General features: G+C 60.8%; 19 protein-coding genes. 10 read left to right on the plus strand and 9 right to left on the minus strand.

Annotated features, from left to right (window positions below; all coding sequences use genetic code 11):
• Nucleotides 1–155: 155 nt before the first annotated feature.
• From VE934_RS02815 to VE934_RS02825, 3 genes are all read right to left on the minus strand, one after another.
• Entirely contained in the window at nucleotides 156–569 is a 414-nt protein-coding gene (locus tag VE934_RS02815) for a VOC family protein (protein WP_324884116.1), read from the minus strand.
• 88 nt (nucleotides 570–657) lie between these two features.
• Complete coding sequence (locus VE934_RS02820) at nucleotides 658–1299, minus strand: glutathione S-transferase family protein (protein ID WP_324884118.1); 642 nt, start codon at nucleotides 1297–1299, stop codon at nucleotides 658–660.
• Nucleotides 1296–1790, minus strand: a complete 495-nt coding sequence (locus VE934_RS02825) for a VOC family protein (protein WP_324884120.1) — start codon at nucleotides 1788–1790, stop codon at nucleotides 1296–1298. Before VE934_RS02825 ends, VE934_RS02820 begins: the two co-directional genes overlap by 4 nt.
• A 122-nt stretch (nucleotides 1791–1912) precedes the next feature.
• On the opposite strand from VE934_RS02825, the gene VE934_RS02830 reads away from it, so the two are divergent.
• The gene (locus VE934_RS02830; protein WP_324884122.1) at nucleotides 1913–2560 is read left to right on the plus strand and encodes a TetR/AcrR family transcriptional regulator; all 648 of its coding nucleotides are present in this window, start codon (nucleotides 1913–1915) and stop codon (nucleotides 2558–2560) included.
• Between the two features lie 174 nt (nucleotides 2561–2734).
• Here VE934_RS02830 and VE934_RS02835 read toward each other — a convergent pair whose 3' ends face one another.
• The gene (locus tag VE934_RS02835; RefSeq protein ID WP_324884124.1) at nucleotides 2735–3289 is read right to left on the minus strand and encodes a DUF1439 domain-containing protein; all 555 of its coding nucleotides are present in this window, start codon (nucleotides 3287–3289) and stop codon (nucleotides 2735–2737) included.
• Between the two features lie 254 nt (nucleotides 3290–3543).
• Between VE934_RS02835 and VE934_RS02840 the strand changes: the two genes are divergently transcribed.
• Nucleotides 3544–4062, plus strand: a complete 519-nt coding sequence (locus tag VE934_RS02840) for a hypothetical protein (protein WP_324884126.1) — start codon at nucleotides 3544–3546, stop codon at nucleotides 4060–4062.
• A gap of 225 nt (nucleotides 4063–4287) precedes the next feature.
• Here the strand turns inward: VE934_RS02840 and VE934_RS02845 are convergent, their stop codons facing one another.
• Complete coding sequence (locus VE934_RS02845; RefSeq protein ID WP_324884128.1) at nucleotides 4288–4548, minus strand: hypothetical protein; 261 nt, start codon at nucleotides 4546–4548, stop codon at nucleotides 4288–4290.
• A gap of 296 nt (nucleotides 4549–4844) precedes the next feature.
• On the opposite strand from VE934_RS02845, the gene VE934_RS02850 reads away from it, so the two are divergent.
• Nucleotides 4845–5333 carry a hypothetical protein gene (locus tag VE934_RS02850; protein WP_324884130.1) on the plus strand — a complete coding sequence of 163 codons (489 nt, stop codon included), beginning with the start codon at nucleotides 4845–4847 and terminating at the stop codon, nucleotides 5331–5333.
• 143 nt (nucleotides 5334–5476) lie between these two features.
• Here the strand turns inward: VE934_RS02850 and VE934_RS02855 are convergent, their stop codons facing one another.
• The gene (locus VE934_RS02855) at nucleotides 5477–6178 is read right to left on the minus strand and encodes a YafY family protein (protein WP_324884132.1); all 702 of its coding nucleotides are present in this window, start codon (nucleotides 6176–6178) and stop codon (nucleotides 5477–5479) included.
• Between the two features lie 103 nt (nucleotides 6179–6281).
• On the opposite strand from VE934_RS02855, the gene VE934_RS02860 reads away from it, so the two are divergent.
• The 6 genes from VE934_RS02860 to VE934_RS02885 all read left to right on the plus strand — a co-directional run bounded on the left by VE934_RS02860 (nucleotide 6282) and on the right by VE934_RS02885 (nucleotide 10934).
• On the plus strand, nucleotides 6282–6890 hold the full coding sequence (locus tag VE934_RS02860) for a glutathione S-transferase family protein (RefSeq protein ID WP_324884134.1): 609 nt from the start codon (nucleotides 6282–6284) through the stop codon (nucleotides 6888–6890).
• A gap of 183 nt (nucleotides 6891–7073) precedes the next feature.
• Nucleotides 7074–7469 (plus strand): MerR family transcriptional regulator, encoded by a 396-nt coding sequence (locus tag VE934_RS02865; protein WP_324884136.1) that lies wholly within the window; start codon nucleotides 7074–7076, stop codon nucleotides 7467–7469.
• Between the two features lie 85 nt (nucleotides 7470–7554).
• Nucleotides 7555–8550, plus strand: coding sequence for an aldo/keto reductase (locus VE934_RS02870; RefSeq protein ID WP_324884138.1), 996 nt, complete (start codon nucleotides 7555–7557; stop codon nucleotides 8548–8550).
• A gap of 751 nt (nucleotides 8551–9301) precedes the next feature.
• Complete coding sequence (locus VE934_RS02875) at nucleotides 9302–9763, plus strand: DUF4304 domain-containing protein (protein WP_324884140.1); 462 nt, start codon at nucleotides 9302–9304, stop codon at nucleotides 9761–9763.
• Nucleotides 9764–9861: 98 nt separating this feature from the next.
• Nucleotides 9862–10311 carry an HIT domain-containing protein gene (locus VE934_RS02880; protein ID WP_324884141.1) on the plus strand — a complete coding sequence of 150 codons (450 nt, stop codon included), beginning with the start codon at nucleotides 9862–9864 and terminating at the stop codon, nucleotides 10309–10311.
• An 8-nt stretch (nucleotides 10312–10319) separates the two neighbouring features.
• Nucleotides 10320–10934 carry a cold shock and DUF1294 domain-containing protein gene (locus VE934_RS02885; RefSeq protein ID WP_324884143.1) on the plus strand — a complete coding sequence of 205 codons (615 nt, stop codon included), beginning with the start codon at nucleotides 10320–10322 and terminating at the stop codon, nucleotides 10932–10934.
• Nucleotides 10935–10997: 63 nt separating this feature from the next.
• Here the strand turns inward: VE934_RS02885 and VE934_RS02890 are convergent, their stop codons facing one another.
• The 3 genes from VE934_RS02890 to VE934_RS02900 form a co-directional block, all read right to left on the minus strand.
• Complete coding sequence (locus tag VE934_RS02890) at nucleotides 10998–11774, minus strand: tRNA-uridine aminocarboxypropyltransferase (RefSeq protein ID WP_324884145.1); 777 nt, start codon at nucleotides 11772–11774, stop codon at nucleotides 10998–11000.
• A 72-nt stretch (nucleotides 11775–11846) separates the two neighbouring features.
• A complete protein-coding gene (locus tag VE934_RS02895; protein ID WP_324884206.1) occupies nucleotides 11847–12488 on the minus strand; it encodes a nitroreductase family protein in 642 nt (213 codons plus the stop codon).
• A gap of 216 nt (nucleotides 12489–12704) precedes the next feature.
• Entirely contained in the window at nucleotides 12705–13085 is a 381-nt protein-coding gene (locus tag VE934_RS02900) for a VOC family protein (RefSeq protein WP_324884147.1), read from the minus strand.
• A 393-nt stretch (nucleotides 13086–13478) separates the two neighbouring features.
• Here VE934_RS02900 and VE934_RS02905 point away from each other — a divergent pair, with 393 nt between their 5' ends.
• Entirely contained in the window at nucleotides 13479–14243 is a 765-nt protein-coding gene (locus VE934_RS02905) for an SDR family oxidoreductase (protein WP_324884149.1), read from the plus strand.
• The last annotated feature ends 83 nt before the right edge of the window (nucleotides 14244–14326 follow it).

Here is a 14326-nt window from a genome sequence, read left to right on the forward strand (position 1 = left end):
AGCAATTGCAGCGCAACGTGGATGCGAACCACGGGCCGGGCCGGATCTGAGGTGAGCGTTGGCCTTCGGGTGCAAGGTCAATCTCGCACGAAAACCGGACCGCGCCGCAATGGCAACTTCCGTGTCGGGTCTGAATCACAGCGGTGCTTTCACACTTAGGTCGACTGTTCAGTCATGACCATCCATGGCACGCCAAACTTGTCGCGCAGCATGCCAAACGATGAGGTCCAGAAGGTTTTGCTCAAGGGCATCTGTACGCTGCCGCCTTTGGAGAGCGCGTCAAACAGCCGTTTTGTTTCCGCGTCGTCGCCTGCGGTCAGCGCCAGCGTGACGCCTTTGAATTCTGCGGTTCCTGGCCCCATGCCGTCGTCCGCCATGAGGGTGGTGTCGCCTATCTTGAAGGCGGCATGCATGATCTTGTTTTCGTAGCCCGGCGGGGCCTTCATGTCCGGGTCTGGGCTGTCACTCCAGCGCATCAGCGTGGTCACTTCCGCGCCTGCGTTCTTTTTGTAGAACTCCAGCGCCTCTTCGCAGCGGCCTTCAAAGGAAAGATAGGGTTGTACTTGCATCAAATTCTCCTGGTGGTGGATGGGGGTGGAAAAATCAAGGTGGCGCCGCAGGCAGGCATAAAGGCGCAAAGTCTCCGGCGCCATGGGTTCATGCAGCCTTGGTCATAGCAGGCGTCCCGGCCAGTTCAGGGAAGGGCTCGCGCCAGGCCGGAAGTTCATTCATCTGCGCATGCCAGCGTCGGATTTCGGGAAAGGTCTGCAGCGGCAGCTGCGCCTGCTGCGCATAGGGCAGCGTGATAGCCACGGCAAAGTCCGCAACACTCAGGGCTTCGCCCACCAGGTAGCGGCGGCCGCGCAGATGCGCCTCCAGCACGGCGGCAAAACGCAGAAAACCTTCGGTGGCCTTTTGCACTTCGGCGGCGTCAGGTGGGCCCATGCCGAACCGCGCCTTGATGACGTGTTCGAAGTACAGCGTGCCGGCCTTGGGCGCAAATTCGGTGGCGTCCCACATCAGCCAGCGCAGCACGTCGAACTGGCGCGCGTCCTGCGGCCACAGGTCCGAGCCCGCCTTGCGCGCCAGATAACACATGATGGCGTTCGATTCCCACAGCGTGGTGTCGCCGTCCACCAGCACCGGCACCTTGCCATTCGGGTTCATCGCAAGGAAGGCCGGCGTCTTGTGTTCACTCTTGCCCAGGTTCACATGAACAAACTCGACCGGCAGCCCCAGGTGGCGTGCCAGCGCGCACGCCTTGCGCGGGTTGAGTACGTCGAAGTAATAAAGCTTCATGCCGGGCCTCCGGCCTTTTCGTAGGCCTCGTAGGCTTGCTGCAGTTTGGGGCCGTCGAGCTTGACCATTTGCATCATGGCTTTCATGACATGTTCGACCTTGGCCGGGTCCTTGTCCGCCAGCACCTTGCGCAACACGCTAGGGACGATTTGCCAGGACACGCCAAATTTGTCCGTCAGCCAGCCGCAGGCCTGCACGCTGCCGCCTTCGGATAGTTTTTCCCAGAGGTGGTCCACCTCCTCTTGGGTCGGGCAGTCGACAAATAGCGACATGCCCGGCGCAAAGCCGAAGTCCTGGCCAGCATTCAGCACAAAGAAGGTCTGCCCAGCAATCTCGAAGCTGCCAGTCATGAACATCCCCTTGGGGCACGGTGCACCCTCGCCGTAGCGCTGGGTTTCGCCGGTTTTGGTATTGCTGAACACCGACGTGTAGAACTTCAATGCGTCTTCGGCCTGGTCCTTGAAGGTCAGGAAGGTGGTGATTTTCTGCATGGGGCACTCCTTGAGGGCTTGTTGAATAAATTGCCAAAGCCGCGAATCAAGGATATTGTGTACGGCGTCCACAAGAGAATAGCAAAGATAATGGATGCTGTCCACATAAAGAGTAACAAGACATGACTTTCCCCGCGATCACCCCGCCGGCCCGCGCCACGTATCGCCACGGCGATTTGCGGCGTGCCCTGCTGGACGCCGGTATTGGTTTGGCGCGCACGGGTGGTCCGGACGCCGTGGTGTTGCGTGAAGCCACACGCCGGGCCGGCGTGGCGCCCAATGCTGCGTATCGCCACTTCGCCAGCCGCGAGGCGCTGCTGCACGCGGTGCGCGCGGCCGCGTTGTCTGCAGTCGCCGCCGCCATGGAGGCCGAACTGGCCGCCGTGCCCGCTGGCCTCAAACCAGCAGACATGGCGCGTGCGAGCGTTCGGGCTGTGGGCACCGGCTACCTGCGCTTTGCCCAGGCAGAGCCGGGGCTGTTTCGCACGGCGTTTGCCCGTTCGGACGTTTTGATTCAGGCCACCCCGGAGGCGCCAACTGCCGGTCCCGGTGGGCTCAATCCGTTTGAGCTGTTGGGCGCCGCGCTGGACAGGCTGGTTGAGGCGGGGGTGATGCCGGCCGAACGCCGGCCAGGTGCAGAATTTCTGGCATGGTCAGCGGTGCATGGCCTGGCCATGCTGGTGGTAGACGGCCCGCTTGGACCGGTGATCGGCCCGCAACTCCCGCAAATAGGCCAGCGCCTGCTCGACATGGTGGAAAAGGGACTGTAGGCGTCTGCGTGGGAATCTATAGGTCAAATCGGCCTCTAGCCCACGTCGGACGAGCGCGCACAGCTATAAATAGCGTAGCAATGGTAGATCGCGTGCATGGATCCCGGATCGAGTCCGGGATGACGAGCGAAGGTTGCCGCTGATGACTCCCAAGTCCGACAGGCTCCGAGGCACTCAGAGCACCTTCTTCGCCACAAACCCAATTACCAGCCCGCGCGCGGTGACCGTGATCTTGCCGGGCTCCAGCCCCAGGCCGTCGGCCAGCATCAGGTCTTTGGGCTCCAGCTTGTGCAGCTCCACCTCCAGCAGCGATTGCTCGGCCAGCGACGGGCCGTAGGCTTGCAGCAGGGCCGCCGGGACCGGCGCCAGCTCCGAGAGGCTCAGACTGTTGACCTTTAGCATGTGCGCGCGTATCGACTGGTCCCTCGGCTCGTAACGCAGCGCAAAGTCCACATCGAAGTTGCCGGTGGTGCTGCGTGACAGCGCCGGGCCATTGGCATCTACCACCATCTGTGTGCGCAGACGGTTCTGCTCGGGCAGCAGGCGCAGGTTGGGCGGCTGCAATGTCAGCTCAATCAGACCGCCCACGGGGTAACGCATCGGAAATTTTTTGACCACGGCCTCCTGGAGTTGAGCCGTGGTGACGGTGTAGCTGGGCTGCGCCTGCGCTGGCGTTGTGGCAAGTGCCAGCGCGCCGGCAAGCATCGTGATCCACTGTCTGCGTTTCATCGAATTCCTTATAAAAGCCAGCATGTCAGACCGCCATGGTGCTGCAACATTCAGCCTTGTGGCGTACTGTTTCTTCCCGTGCGCGTGACATCCACATCGCCGCTGAGCTGGCGGTATGGCGTTGAAAATTCATGTAAAGCGGGCATGGCAATCTGCAAAGATTTGTTAACCGGTCAACAACCCGCGAGGCGGCCCGTTAAACACCTGGCCATGCGCCATTCAAGTGACAACCATACCGAATTCAAAGGACATCCATGAACAAACTCCTCGCCACACTGATCGCCACCCTGGTTACCGGCGCCGCTTTCGCTCAAACAGCGACTGCACCCGCCACACCTGCTACCCCTGCCACTCCAGCAGTGACCGCCACACCGGCTGTCGTGAAAGCAGAAGCCAAGGCTGAAAAATCAGTGGCGGCCGCTGTCAAAAGCGAAGCCAAGGTAGACGCCAAGGCCGATGCCAGCGTTGCCAAGGCTGAAGCCAATGCCGTTGAAAAGAAAACCAAGGCCGTCAAAAAGTCCGCCAAGGCCAAAGCCGATGCAAAAGCAAAAGTCGCCAAGGCTGACCCTGAAGACAAAGCCAAGGCACAAGCCAAAGCCGACACCGCAGGCGTCAAGGCTGAAGCCAAAGCAGACAAGGCCGTTATCAAGGCTGATGCCAACGTAGCTACTGTCAAAACCGAAGCTGCTGCTGACAAGGCCACTGCCAAAGTTGAAACCAATGCAGTCAAGGCAGAAGCAAAGACCGACGTGAAAGCTGCTGCCACCAAGTAATTGCTCCAAGGAATCACAGACCATCTGTGACGCCTTTTAGAGGACAGGGAAACCTGTCCTCTTTTTTATGGGCGACGCAAAGTACGGTGGGTGGGCCGCGCGCATGACCTCACGGGTAATCGACACCCCGCGGCCGAAGGGCGACCATGCAGATATCCACAGAATGGAAGCCTCTCATGCCTGCCCTGATTGGCCGCTCGCTGCGCTACCTTTTGCCTATTCCGCTCAGTTGCGCGCCCGCCCCACCACCGACCAACCCGCTTTGAGGTTGGCTTTGTCGTTTTCATAGTCCCAGTTGGTGCCGCAGCGCGCGCAGCTGTAGCGCGTCACGGTGGCCAGATGGCCGCGCCGCTTTTCGGGCCGGCTGTCGCCCTGCACCAGTTCCGGATGGCCCGGAGCCTTGCGCCAGTTTTGCTGAACGCCTGCGCACGATTCGCACAGCGTTGATTTTTGGGCGACTTTGGGTGGGCTGGTGTCTTCGGTCATCGGTCAGATCTTGTGGGTGGGTGGCCCATTGTCCCCCACGGCCGTGCTTGCGCCAATGGGTGAAGAAAATCGGCGTGATGCCTTTTTATTGCGGGCAAACCCCCGGCGCGCATGTGCGCTGCAGTTGCGACGGCGTGTAAAGTGCCCCTGGTAAGCTCAATCGGTGAATTTCATTGATTCAGTCTGCCAGGGTCTTGCAACGGCATGTGGCGCGTCAACGGTCGGGCGGCGCAGGTCGTTAAACATTAACCTCTCGTGACATTGCGCGCTTTCACCAACCGCCTCAAAGGACTCTCATGAACAAACTGCTCGCTACCCTGCTCGCCACCCTGTTTGTGGGCGCTGTCTCTGCGCAAGCTCCGGCGCCCGTGGCACCTGCCACGCCGGCGGTGGTCAAGGCAGAAGCCAAGGCAGACAAATCCGTCGCCGCCGCCGTGAAGAGTGAAGCCAAGGTTGATGCCAAGGCCGACGAGCAGGTTCAAAAAGCACAAGTCAAAGCGGCCGCCAAGACCACCAAGGCCCACGCTTGGCGGGCCAACGCCAAAGCCAAGGCAAACGCCAAGGCCGCCAGCGCTGACGCAGCGGACAAAACCCAGGCCACGGCCAAGGCCGAAAAAACTGGCCTGAAGGCAGACGCCGCGGCAGACAAGTACATCCTCAAGGCCAACGCCAAGCTCGACACCACCAAGGTCGACGCGGCAGCCGACAAGGCCGCGGCCAAGATTGAAACCAACGCGGTGAAAGCCGAAGCCAAAGCCGACGTGAAGGCTGCCGACAGCAAGTAATGCGCTGATCCCCCGGCTACCGAACAAAAAAGACAGGCCAGACCTGTCTTTTTTTATGAGCGCTTCGAGGGCGCGCCGACCCGTCGCTGCGCTGGCATGCGCTAGCGCCCCACCACCGCCTTCGCCGCTTCGCCTGCGTTCAGTTATGTCGCGGGCGCATCCCGTCCCCCTGCAAGCTGGGCCAGATAGGTGCGCAGCAGCGCGACCCGCCGCGGCCGGAAGCTCACGCCTGCAGCCCCCATCTGCTTGATGCGCTCGACGCGGAACATGCGGAAGTCTTCACGCAGGCAGCACCACGCCAGCACGACCAGCATGTTGTTTGCATAGACGATGGCGAGCGGCAAGATCTGCCGGTCTGTGACCGCACCCTTCCCGTCCGCATAACGAATCTGCACAGCCTCTTCGCGCCAGCACCCCTCGCGAATAAGGTGCATGTCTGGCAGCTCGGGAAAGCGCTCTTCAAACCGGTACACCTGGGTGACCGCATGCAGCAGGTGCTGCTGCCCCACCGAGGGCAGCGTCGCGGTGACTTTGCCCAGCACTGCGGCAGCCGCCCTGGCCAAGGCCGGGTCGCCCATGTGGCTGACTTCGGCCATCCCCAGCGCCAGCGCCTCAATCTCGATGCGGCTGAACATCTGCGGCGGCAGCGTACCGTCTTCAATCAGGCAATAACCGTAGCCGCGCTCACCGCCAATCTCGGCGCCGGCGGCGCGCAGGCTTTCAATGTCCCGGTAGATTGATCGCACGGATACCCCCGTCTCGTCTGCCAGCCGCGCGGCCGTCACCGGCGCAGGCAGGGAACGAAGCGCTTGCAGCAGACGGAAAAGGCGATCGGATCGCGACATTGGGCAACTGACAAAAACTGGCAGGAGGGTTGGCTAGAGTAACACCTGTCATTCATCGGTTTTTTCGCAAACCGGCCACCATCAACCACTTGAAGGAACCCTCATGCTTACCCTTTTCCATTCCCCCAACAGCCGTTCAACCCGGGTCCTTGCCCTGCTCAAGGAGCTTGACGCGCTTGACGACGTGAAGATCGAAATCGTGACCATCCCCCGCGTGGACGGCGCCGGCGCCCGTGACGCGCGCAACCCGCACCCCGAGGGCAAGGTCCCGCTGCTTGTGCACGACGGCGTCGCCGTGTGGGAGTCCAGCGCCATTCTGCTGTACGTGGCAGAGCTGTATCCCCAGGCCGGGCTGCACATACCGCAAGGGCATGCGCAGCGCGGCGCCTATCTCAGCTGGTTCGCCTGGTATTCCGGTGTCGTCGAGCCCATCCTGACGCTCGAGGCCGCCGGGCTGAAGCATCCGTACATCACGTCGACCTTTCGCAGCAGCGCAGAAGTCATCGCGAGGCTGGAGGGCGTCCTGGCGCGCCAGCCGTATCTGCTGGGCGATCAGTTCACCGCAGCCGACCTGCTGCTGCATTCGCCCTATGCCTGGTTTGGCAAACCGGGCAATCCGGTGATTGACGCCTGGGTTGACCGCTGCATGGACCGCCCCGGCGCGCGCTTTGCGGCCGAGTACGACAAAGCGCATCCGCTGCCGCAGGCGTAAATCCGGCGGGCCGCAGTGAGGCCACCGGCTCTGCTGCTGGTCAGGAGGTGGAGGCTGGTGGACACATCCAGCCAAGCCTCCAGCTTCTCCGCGGCACGCGCCTCTCGCAACGCCGCTGCCGCGCACCACCCTGCGCAAAAAGGGGCTTGACTTCGAGCGCGCTCGAAGTTTTACAGTCAAGCCATGACCAACGCCCCTACCGTCTCTTTAAGCATTGCCCAAGCCGCAAAAGCATCGGGGCTTAGCGCCTACACCCTGCGCTATTACGAGCAGATTGGCCTTATCGCCCCGATTGACCGGCGCAGCGGTGCGCGCCGATACAGCGACACCGACATGCGCTGGCTGGAATTTCTGGTGCGCCTGCGTGCGACGGGTATGTCTATGCAGAGCATGCAGAACTACGCGCAGTTGCTGCGTGAAGGCAACACCACCAGCAGCCTGGCTGAGCGGCAAACCTTGCTGGAGGAACACGCCGATCGCCTTGAAGCCGGCCTGCGCGCCCAGCGTGAAACCCTGCAATACATCCGCAAGAAGATCGCTCTATACGAAGAACTGCGCGCCGTGCCCAAGCGCGCGTGAAAGCCTTTCCTCAAGCCCGCCCGCATCCCCTTTTTCTCTCAACCCATTCCCAACCCACTCCCCAACCCATCTCTCAAGGCAAATCATGAAAACCCGCACCCTTGGCCGCAACGGCCCCGCTATCTCCGCCATCGGCCTCGGCTGCATGGGCATGAGCGAGTTCTACAGCAACCGCGATGACACGGAATCCATCGCCACCCTTCACCATGCGCTGGACCGCGGCATCAACTTCCTCGACACCTCTGACATTTATGGCCCGTACACCAACGAGCTGTTGATTGGCAAGGCCATAGCCTCGCGCCGCAAAGACGTGTTCATCGCCACCAAGTTCGGCATCATGCGTGACCCGGCCAACGCTGCCATGCGTGGCGTCAATGGCAGCCCGGACTACGTGCGGGCAAGTTGCGAGGCCAGCCTCAAGCGTCTTGGCATTGAGCAAATAGACCTGTACTACCAGCACCGGGTAGACAAGACGGTGCCGATTGAAGGCACCGTGGGAGCGATGGCCGAGCTGGTGAAAGCCGGCAAGGTGCGTTATCTGGGCCTGTCTGAAGCGTCTGCCGCCACCATTGCGCGCGCCTGCAAAGTGCACCCCATCGCTGCACTGCAAAGCGAGTATTCGTTGTGGACGCGAGACCCAGAAGCCACTGGCACGCTGGCCGCCTGCCGCGAGCACGGCGTGAGCCTCGTGGCCTATTCCCCCTTGGGCCGCGGCTTTTTAACCGGCACCTTCAGCAAGCCTGAAGATCTGCCGGCCGATGACTACCGCCGCAATTTCTCGCCACGGTTTGCCGAAGAAAATTTCGCCCGCAATCTTTCTTTGGTGGATGCGGTGAAGGAGATGGCGCAGGCCAGGGGCGTCACCGCCTCACAAGTTGCGCTGGCCTGGGTACTGGCTCAGGGGGACGACATCATTCCCATCCCTGGCACCAAACGCCGTACCTATCTGGACCAGAACATCGCCGCCATTGACGTGGTGCTGAGCGCCGTAGAGCTGGCTGATCTTGACAAGGCCTTCCCGCGAGACGCGGCCGCTGGTCTGCGCTACCCGGAAGCATTTTTGGGGTCGGTGAACGCGTAGGGTTGATGGGAAGGGCGGGTCGGGCGATCTACGCCATTGTTTAATCGCACCTTGTCTGAAAGCACGCAGGTCGATGGTTTTTTGCGTGTCGTCAGTGATGAGAAGGCAGTTGAACCCAGTGATGACGGGCAAAGTTTGCTATTTAATTAGTAGCGTCCAATCGCGTATGCAGTACGGCGTCGGCATCGCGCTGCAACCAGCAACTCTGGGTGCCCGTTGTCACTGAAATGTTTAAACTCCAAGCAATCAGCTGCGGGGGCTGGCGGATTTTTATACCTGTATAGATTTATAGTCACCTACCCCGGAAACCAACACCAGCGCCACTTCAGACCAATTGTCATGTCCAGCTTATCCCGCAGACGCCAGAATATCCCGCAAGTTTTGCGGGCTACATTGCGTTAGCCCGCATGAAACAAGCGCAGCTGGTTCGCATAAGTTGCTACTCGCTGGCAGTGCTGTTCATCCTTGCGGGGCTCTACTTTTTGCTCTGGTTAGTTTCTTCGAGCAGCATGGCGTTCGCGGATTGCAATGGCGCCTACTCGCTTCCTGCGGAGAATGCACGGTGCCGACAGCCGTCTCTCGCGGGGTTCCTTGGCCTCGCTAGCTTCTTGCTTGCTGTCATTTTGGTGGTTATCGGTCGGAGGTCGCGCACGTGAAACGTCTTTCCAAATGTCGTCTCTCAAGCAGGGCGAACAGGTCGGCCCAAGGGCGACGGCCTGCGGACCCGCTTGGCCTCCAGCGTTGAAGCATCATGTCTGATGCGACGCGCGCTCTTGATCAGCAACTTCGCTTGGTCGTGCTCCCTGCTCTGAAGGAGCAAGGATTCGAGTTCGATCGCCGGCGGACTTTTCGTCGGGCCGGGCCAGATGGTGCAATTCAGATTGTGAACTTTCAGGTGGGCGAGCGTTCGATGGAGGGACAGTTCACGGTGAATCTGGGCGTATATCGACCTGGTGACCCCATCCATGACACCAAGGTCGAACTTGGTAAGGTCATGGAGCACCACTGCCCAAGCGAAAGGCGAAAGCGCCTTGGTGAGCTACGTGCTCCCGCTTTTGCAGGTCTGAGGCAAGTGCCAGTCCTCGGCGTCTTGTTTGGCTCTGTTGACCGTTGGTGGCCAATCTCGGGCGCGGAGCAAATTACCCGCCGAAGCCTTGAGAAGGTGACAAAGGCATTGGTGGACCAAGGTCTGCCCTGGCTGGAGCGGCAGTGAGCCTTGGCTTGCCAATTGACACGGCCCCACAACAGCTGACTGCCGCATTGCCGCAAGGTGTTGTGAGCCTGTCATCTTCACGTTAGATCTCAACGAGCATGCGACGTTTCCTTTTGCCGATCACATTCCTCATCGTGGGCCTCCTCCTCGGGGGCTACCTCTTCTCACGTTCAATCCCCAGGTCGTTTCTTGCGGTTTCAAGCTGCGGCGGTACTTGTTACAAGCCGAATGAAATCGCAGGCCTGCTTGCTTCAGCCGGCATACAAACTCTTTCGTCGGCTCTTCCGGGAGTCGAGCGCGAGTCGAATGAGTGTCTTGCCATCCGTCACCCTCAACCAGAGGGTCGAATGCACTTTGTCTTGTTTCCGAAGCGCGACTCGAAGAACATTCTCGAACTGACTCTCGAGGATCAACCGTTTGTGATTGCTTGCTTTGCTCTTGCGCGCGAACTAGTTCGGGAAGGGAACGTACACAACTGGCGCCTCGTAACGAACGGCCCCGCGCTCCAACATGTCACGTACCTGCACTTTCATTTGATCGCCAAGTGAGTTGAGACATGAGATTCGAAGGCACCCTCACCTCCTGGAACGACGAACGCGGCTTTGGACGTATCGAGTCGAGCCAGGGAGGCGAGCCAATATTCGTACACGTCTCTGCATGGCCGCGCGGAGGTGGACGCCCGCAGCTAAACCAGCCCGTAACTTTCGAAGTCGAACTGGGGCACAAGGGCAAAAGAGCACGCAACGTTCAGATCAAGCAGGCGCGTGGCCCAAGCAGACAGAGTGAGCGCGCCGGCCAGGCGCAATGGGGCACTGCCACACTCTTTGTCATACCAGCGTTCCTGGTTGTTTATGCCATCGTCGCAGCGGTGTGGCGGCTGCCTCTGTGGGTTGCTGGCTTCTACGTCGCGCTTAGCGCAGCCACCTTTGTGGCATATGCCATCGACAAGTCCGCGGCGGCAAGTGCCTCATGGCGCACACCTGAAAGCACACTGCACGCGATGGCACTTGCAGGTGGTTGGCCGGGCGCACTGTTGGCGCAGCAGTTTCTTCGCCACAAATCGACCAAACAAAAATTCCGGCAGGTGTTCCGGGCAACCGTTCTTTTCAATGTGGTTGGTCTTGTAGTTCTAGGATCACAAATTCGGCATTGGCTGCCTCTAGCGCTGTGAGGCAAGCCCCTCGTCAAGTCGAAGCGCTAACGGCGGGCCATCAACGCCCGCTTACCGCGAACCCTAAGCGGCACCATCTCCTTGCGCCTGCATACGCAAACTGCGAAGCCGCACATGCGCAGCGTCTTCCACATCCACCGGCAACTGCTGCTTGGCCAGCAGGTAGTGGCTGGTAAACACATCCAGATAAGCCTCCAGCGTTTGCGCCGCATGTGCCTCGCCTGCGAGCGCCAGGCATAGCGCTGCTACTTCGGACGTGCAAAAGTGCTCGTCACGCTGCGAGCGGCGCAGCTTGTAGCTGGAGAGTTGATCGCTTTGCAGGCTGAGCACAGGTAGCTGGTCCAGGTAGGGGCTTTTGCGGAACATCTTGCGCGCTTCGGGCCAGGTAGCGTCGAGCAGTACAAACAATGGACGTTTGCCGCCGCTGGCATCACAAGCTTGCACATCTGTCACCACGCGCTCAGCCGCCACAAACTCTCCGGGAAACACCAGAAACGGCTGCCACTGCGGGTCAAGCAGCAGCGCCAGCAGCGCAGGATCAACCTCGGTGCGTGCCCAACCGAAGGCGAAGGTGTCGGCCACCACATCAGCCACCAGCCAGCCGGTGTTGCTGGGTTTAAGTGGCTCAATGTCCGCCATCAGCAGGCACACGCCCGCACGCACGGCCAACTGCGGGCGCAGTGCGCACAGGCAGTGGCTGGGCAGCAGCCGGCAACCGGGGCAGCGCTCACCGCGCGGGCCGCCGCGCGCGAGGAACGGCTTTGAGCTGCGCGCCAGGCGTGCGCTGCGCAGGCGGCTGACCGCATGAGGTTGCGCGTGCGGATTGTGAAGGGGGCGCATGCAGGGGACTGTAGCAGCGGGCCCCCGCAGCCGCGCCGCTCAGGCCCACTGCCTCGTCATGCTCCCCGCCGGTCAGACTTCCGTGATGAACTGTTCGCGTGGGCGGCGCACCTTGGTCAGGTTCACCAGCCAGTCCTTGTCGGCTTCGCGGTAGCCCAGCGGCAAAATGGCCACGCTGCGCAGGCCTCTTGCGCGCAGATTCAAAATCTCGTCCAGCGCATCCGGATCAAAACCTTCCATTGGCGTGCAGTCCACCTCTTCAAAGGCGGCAGCCATCATCGCGGCACTCAGGCCGATGTAAGCCTGGCGCGCAGCGTGCTGATGGTTCACCCCTGCTTCGCGCTGCGGGTACATACCCAGCAGCATGTTGCGGTAGTTTTCCCAGCCCTCGTTTTTTGTGCCGCGCACGGTGTTCGTCAGGTCAAACATCATGTTGATGCGCTCAGCCGTGTAGTTGTCCCAGGCAGCAAACACCAGCAGGTGCGAGCCATCGGTGATCTGGCCCTGGTTCCAGGCAATCGGTTTGATCCGCTCACGCACGTCCTTGTTGCTCACCACAATGATCTCGTAGGGTTGCAAGCCACTGGAGGTGGGCGCCAGCCGCGCTGCTTCCAGAATCCGATCCACCTTGTCCTGCGGCACCGCGCGGGCCGGGTCCAGTTTTTTGGCGGCATAACGCCACTGCAGGCGCTCCATCAGCGGGTCTGATGCCATATCCCCCGGCGGTGCTGTAAGGGTAGTTGGGGCGGTAAGGGTGGCAGAAGTGGTCATTGACGGGTCCTCGGTTGATGATGTGCAACGAAGGTAAGGCCGCCATGCTTGCTTTGAAAGCTCGCGTAAAGCGTAAGTGAATTCCACTTTCAACAACAATCAGGCGCGGCCCGGCCGTCCCGCCACGCGCAAGCTACTCGCCGCGCCCCTTGGCTCTGCCTAGGCAGCAGGCCGGTGCAGCGCGCAAATCTTGTTGCCGTCCGGGTCGCGCAGATAGGCCAGGTAAAGCCTGCCCACTGAGCCATCGCGCCAGCCGGGTGGGTCTTCGCATGTGGTGCCGCCATTGGCGATGCCCGCCGCATGAAAAGCGTCAACCTGCTCCGGCGACTGCATGTCAAACCCGATGGTGCTGCCATTGCCCCGGCAAGCAGGCTCGCCATTGATGGGCGTGGTGATGCCAAAGGTGCCCGTCTTGCTGCGGTAGAAATAGCGGTTCTTGTTGGCGACGCCGGGACGAACGCCCATCGTGCCGAGCAGTGCGTCGTAAAACTTTCTCGAGGCTTCGAGGTCGTTGACACCGACCATGACGTGGCTGAACATTTTTTTGTCTCCGTGTTGTACCCGGGTATCGGGGGAAAGTAACTTTGGCATGGTACTTGAGCAGCTCTCGGCCCGACACGCTGCGGGGCATCAACGACCTGCAGGAGCTGCTGTGGCGCAAACCGGGATGACGGGCCAGGCACACGCCGGCTAGTGATCAAATAGGGCGTTGGCCCCATAACCATGGGCGCAGATAGCTATTAATAACATAGCATTGGCATTCCATAGCTAGATGCTGAATACTGTCTAAGAAGCAGGATTCGCCATGTTGAAAATGCGCGCCCCGATGGCGTTCCCGCTCAAGCAAGACCGGCGACCCAGATGTCCGAATGTGGCCAGACGGCAGGTGCAGCCTGGGCAACACTCCCTTCTTCTATTACATCGAGGACTCGTATGGGAGCGTTGAGAGGCAAGATTGCGATCGTCACCGGGGCTAGCTCCGGCATTGGTCATGCAACCGCCAAGTTGTTTGCACGCGAAGGGGCAAGGCTGGTCCTTGCTGCCAGACGCCGCGCTGAACTGGACGACTTGGTCGCAGAGATCCATGCCACCGGTGGTGAGGCGTTAGCGATGGACGGCGATGTCTGCGAAGAGGGCTTCGCTCGCGCCCTTGTCAACGCTGCCGTGGCGCGCTTTGGTGGACTGGACGTGGCGTTCAACAACGCCGGTACTCTCGGCGCCATGGGTGCCACGCCCGAGGTGACCTTGGAGGGATGGGAGAAGACCGTCAGCACCAACTTGACGAGCGCATTTCTCGGTGCCAAGCACCAGCTACCCGCCATGGTGGCCCGGGGCGGCGGCTCGCTTATCTTCACGTCTTCATTTGTCGGCTACACGGTCGGTTTCCCGGGTGTGGCCGCCTACGCCGCCAGCAAGGCCGGAGTGATCGGCCTGACGCAGGCACTTGCTGTGGAGTTTGGCACGCAGGGTGTTCGTGTCAATGCCTTGCTGCCGGGTGGCACGGATACGCCGATGGGCAAAGAGTTTGCCAGCACGCCCGAGGCCAAAGCTTTCATCGAAGGTCTGTACGCAATGAAGCGCCTTGCTACGCCGGAGGAAATGGCCAAGTCAGCCCTGTACCTTGCATCAGACGCTTCATCATTCACTACCGGCTCGGCCTTGTTGGTGGATGGAGGCATTTCGATTAACCGCTCGTAGCTGCGGTTGTAGCGTAAGCGCACGGCCTGAGCAGCCAGGACCTGCGCGACTACATGACCCAGGCCCGGTCTTCAACGCCCTGG

The sequence above is a fragment of the Polaromonas sp. genome, from assembly GCF_035638815.1.
Classification (GTDB): Bacteria; Pseudomonadota; Gammaproteobacteria; order Burkholderiales; family Burkholderiaceae_C; genus Polaromonas.

Coding starts and splice junctions, on each gene's coding strand:
- VE934_RS02840 (WP_324884126.1), top strand. CDS start 3,544: ATGAACAAACTCCTCGCCACACTGATCGCCACCCTGGTTACCGGCGCC.
- VE934_RS02845 (WP_324884128.1), bottom strand. CDS start 4,548: ATGACCGAAGACACCAGCCCACCCAAAGTCGCCCAAAAATCAACGCTG.
- VE934_RS02815 (WP_324884116.1), bottom strand. CDS start 569: ATGCAAGTACAACCCTATCTTTCCTTTGAAGGCCGCTGCGAAGAGGCG.
- VE934_RS02880 (WP_324884141.1), top strand. CDS start 9,862: ATGCGACGTTTCCTTTTGCCGATCACATTCCTCATCGTGGGCCTCCTC.
- VE934_RS02865 (WP_324884136.1), top strand. CDS start 7,074: ATGACCAACGCCCCTACCGTCTCTTTAAGCATTGCCCAAGCCGCAAAA.
- VE934_RS02905 (WP_324884149.1), top strand. CDS start 13,479: ATGGGAGCGTTGAGAGGCAAGATTGCGATCGTCACCGGGGCTAGCTCC.
- VE934_RS02825 (WP_324884120.1), bottom strand. CDS start 1,790: ATGCAGAAAATCACCACCTTCCTGACCTTCAAGGACCAGGCCGAAGAC.
- VE934_RS02900 (WP_324884147.1), bottom strand. CDS start 13,085: ATGTTCAGCCACGTCATGGTCGGTGTCAACGACCTCGAAGCCTCGAGA.
- VE934_RS02835 (WP_324884124.1), bottom strand. CDS start 3,289: ATGAAACGCAGACAGTGGATCACGATGCTTGCCGGCGCGCTGGCACTT.
- VE934_RS02885 (WP_324884143.1), top strand. CDS start 10,320: ATGAGATTCGAAGGCACCCTCACCTCCTGGAACGACGAACGCGGCTTT.
- VE934_RS02870 (WP_324884138.1), top strand. CDS start 7,555: ATGAAAACCCGCACCCTTGGCCGCAACGGCCCCGCTATCTCCGCCATC.
- VE934_RS02860 (WP_324884134.1), top strand. CDS start 6,282: ATGCTTACCCTTTTCCATTCCCCCAACAGCCGTTCAACCCGGGTCCTT.
- VE934_RS02850 (WP_324884130.1), top strand. CDS start 4,845: ATGAACAAACTGCTCGCTACCCTGCTCGCCACCCTGTTTGTGGGCGCT.
- VE934_RS02830 (WP_324884122.1), top strand. CDS start 1,913: ATGACTTTCCCCGCGATCACCCCGCCGGCCCGCGCCACGTATCGCCAC.
- VE934_RS02820 (WP_324884118.1), bottom strand. CDS start 1,299: ATGAAGCTTTATTACTTCGACGTACTCAACCCGCGCAAGGCGTGCGCG.
- VE934_RS02895 (WP_324884206.1), bottom strand. CDS start 12,488: ATGGCATCAGACCCGCTGATGGAGCGCCTGCAGTGGCGTTATGCCGCC.
- VE934_RS02890 (WP_324884145.1), bottom strand. CDS start 11,774: ATGCGCCCCCTTCACAATCCGCACGCGCAACCTCATGCGGTCAGCCGC.
- VE934_RS02855 (WP_324884132.1), bottom strand. CDS start 6,178: ATGTCGCGATCCGATCGCCTTTTCCGTCTGCTGCAAGCGCTTCGTTCC.
- VE934_RS02875 (WP_324884140.1), top strand. CDS start 9,302: ATGTCTGATGCGACGCGCGCTCTTGATCAGCAACTTCGCTTGGTCGTG.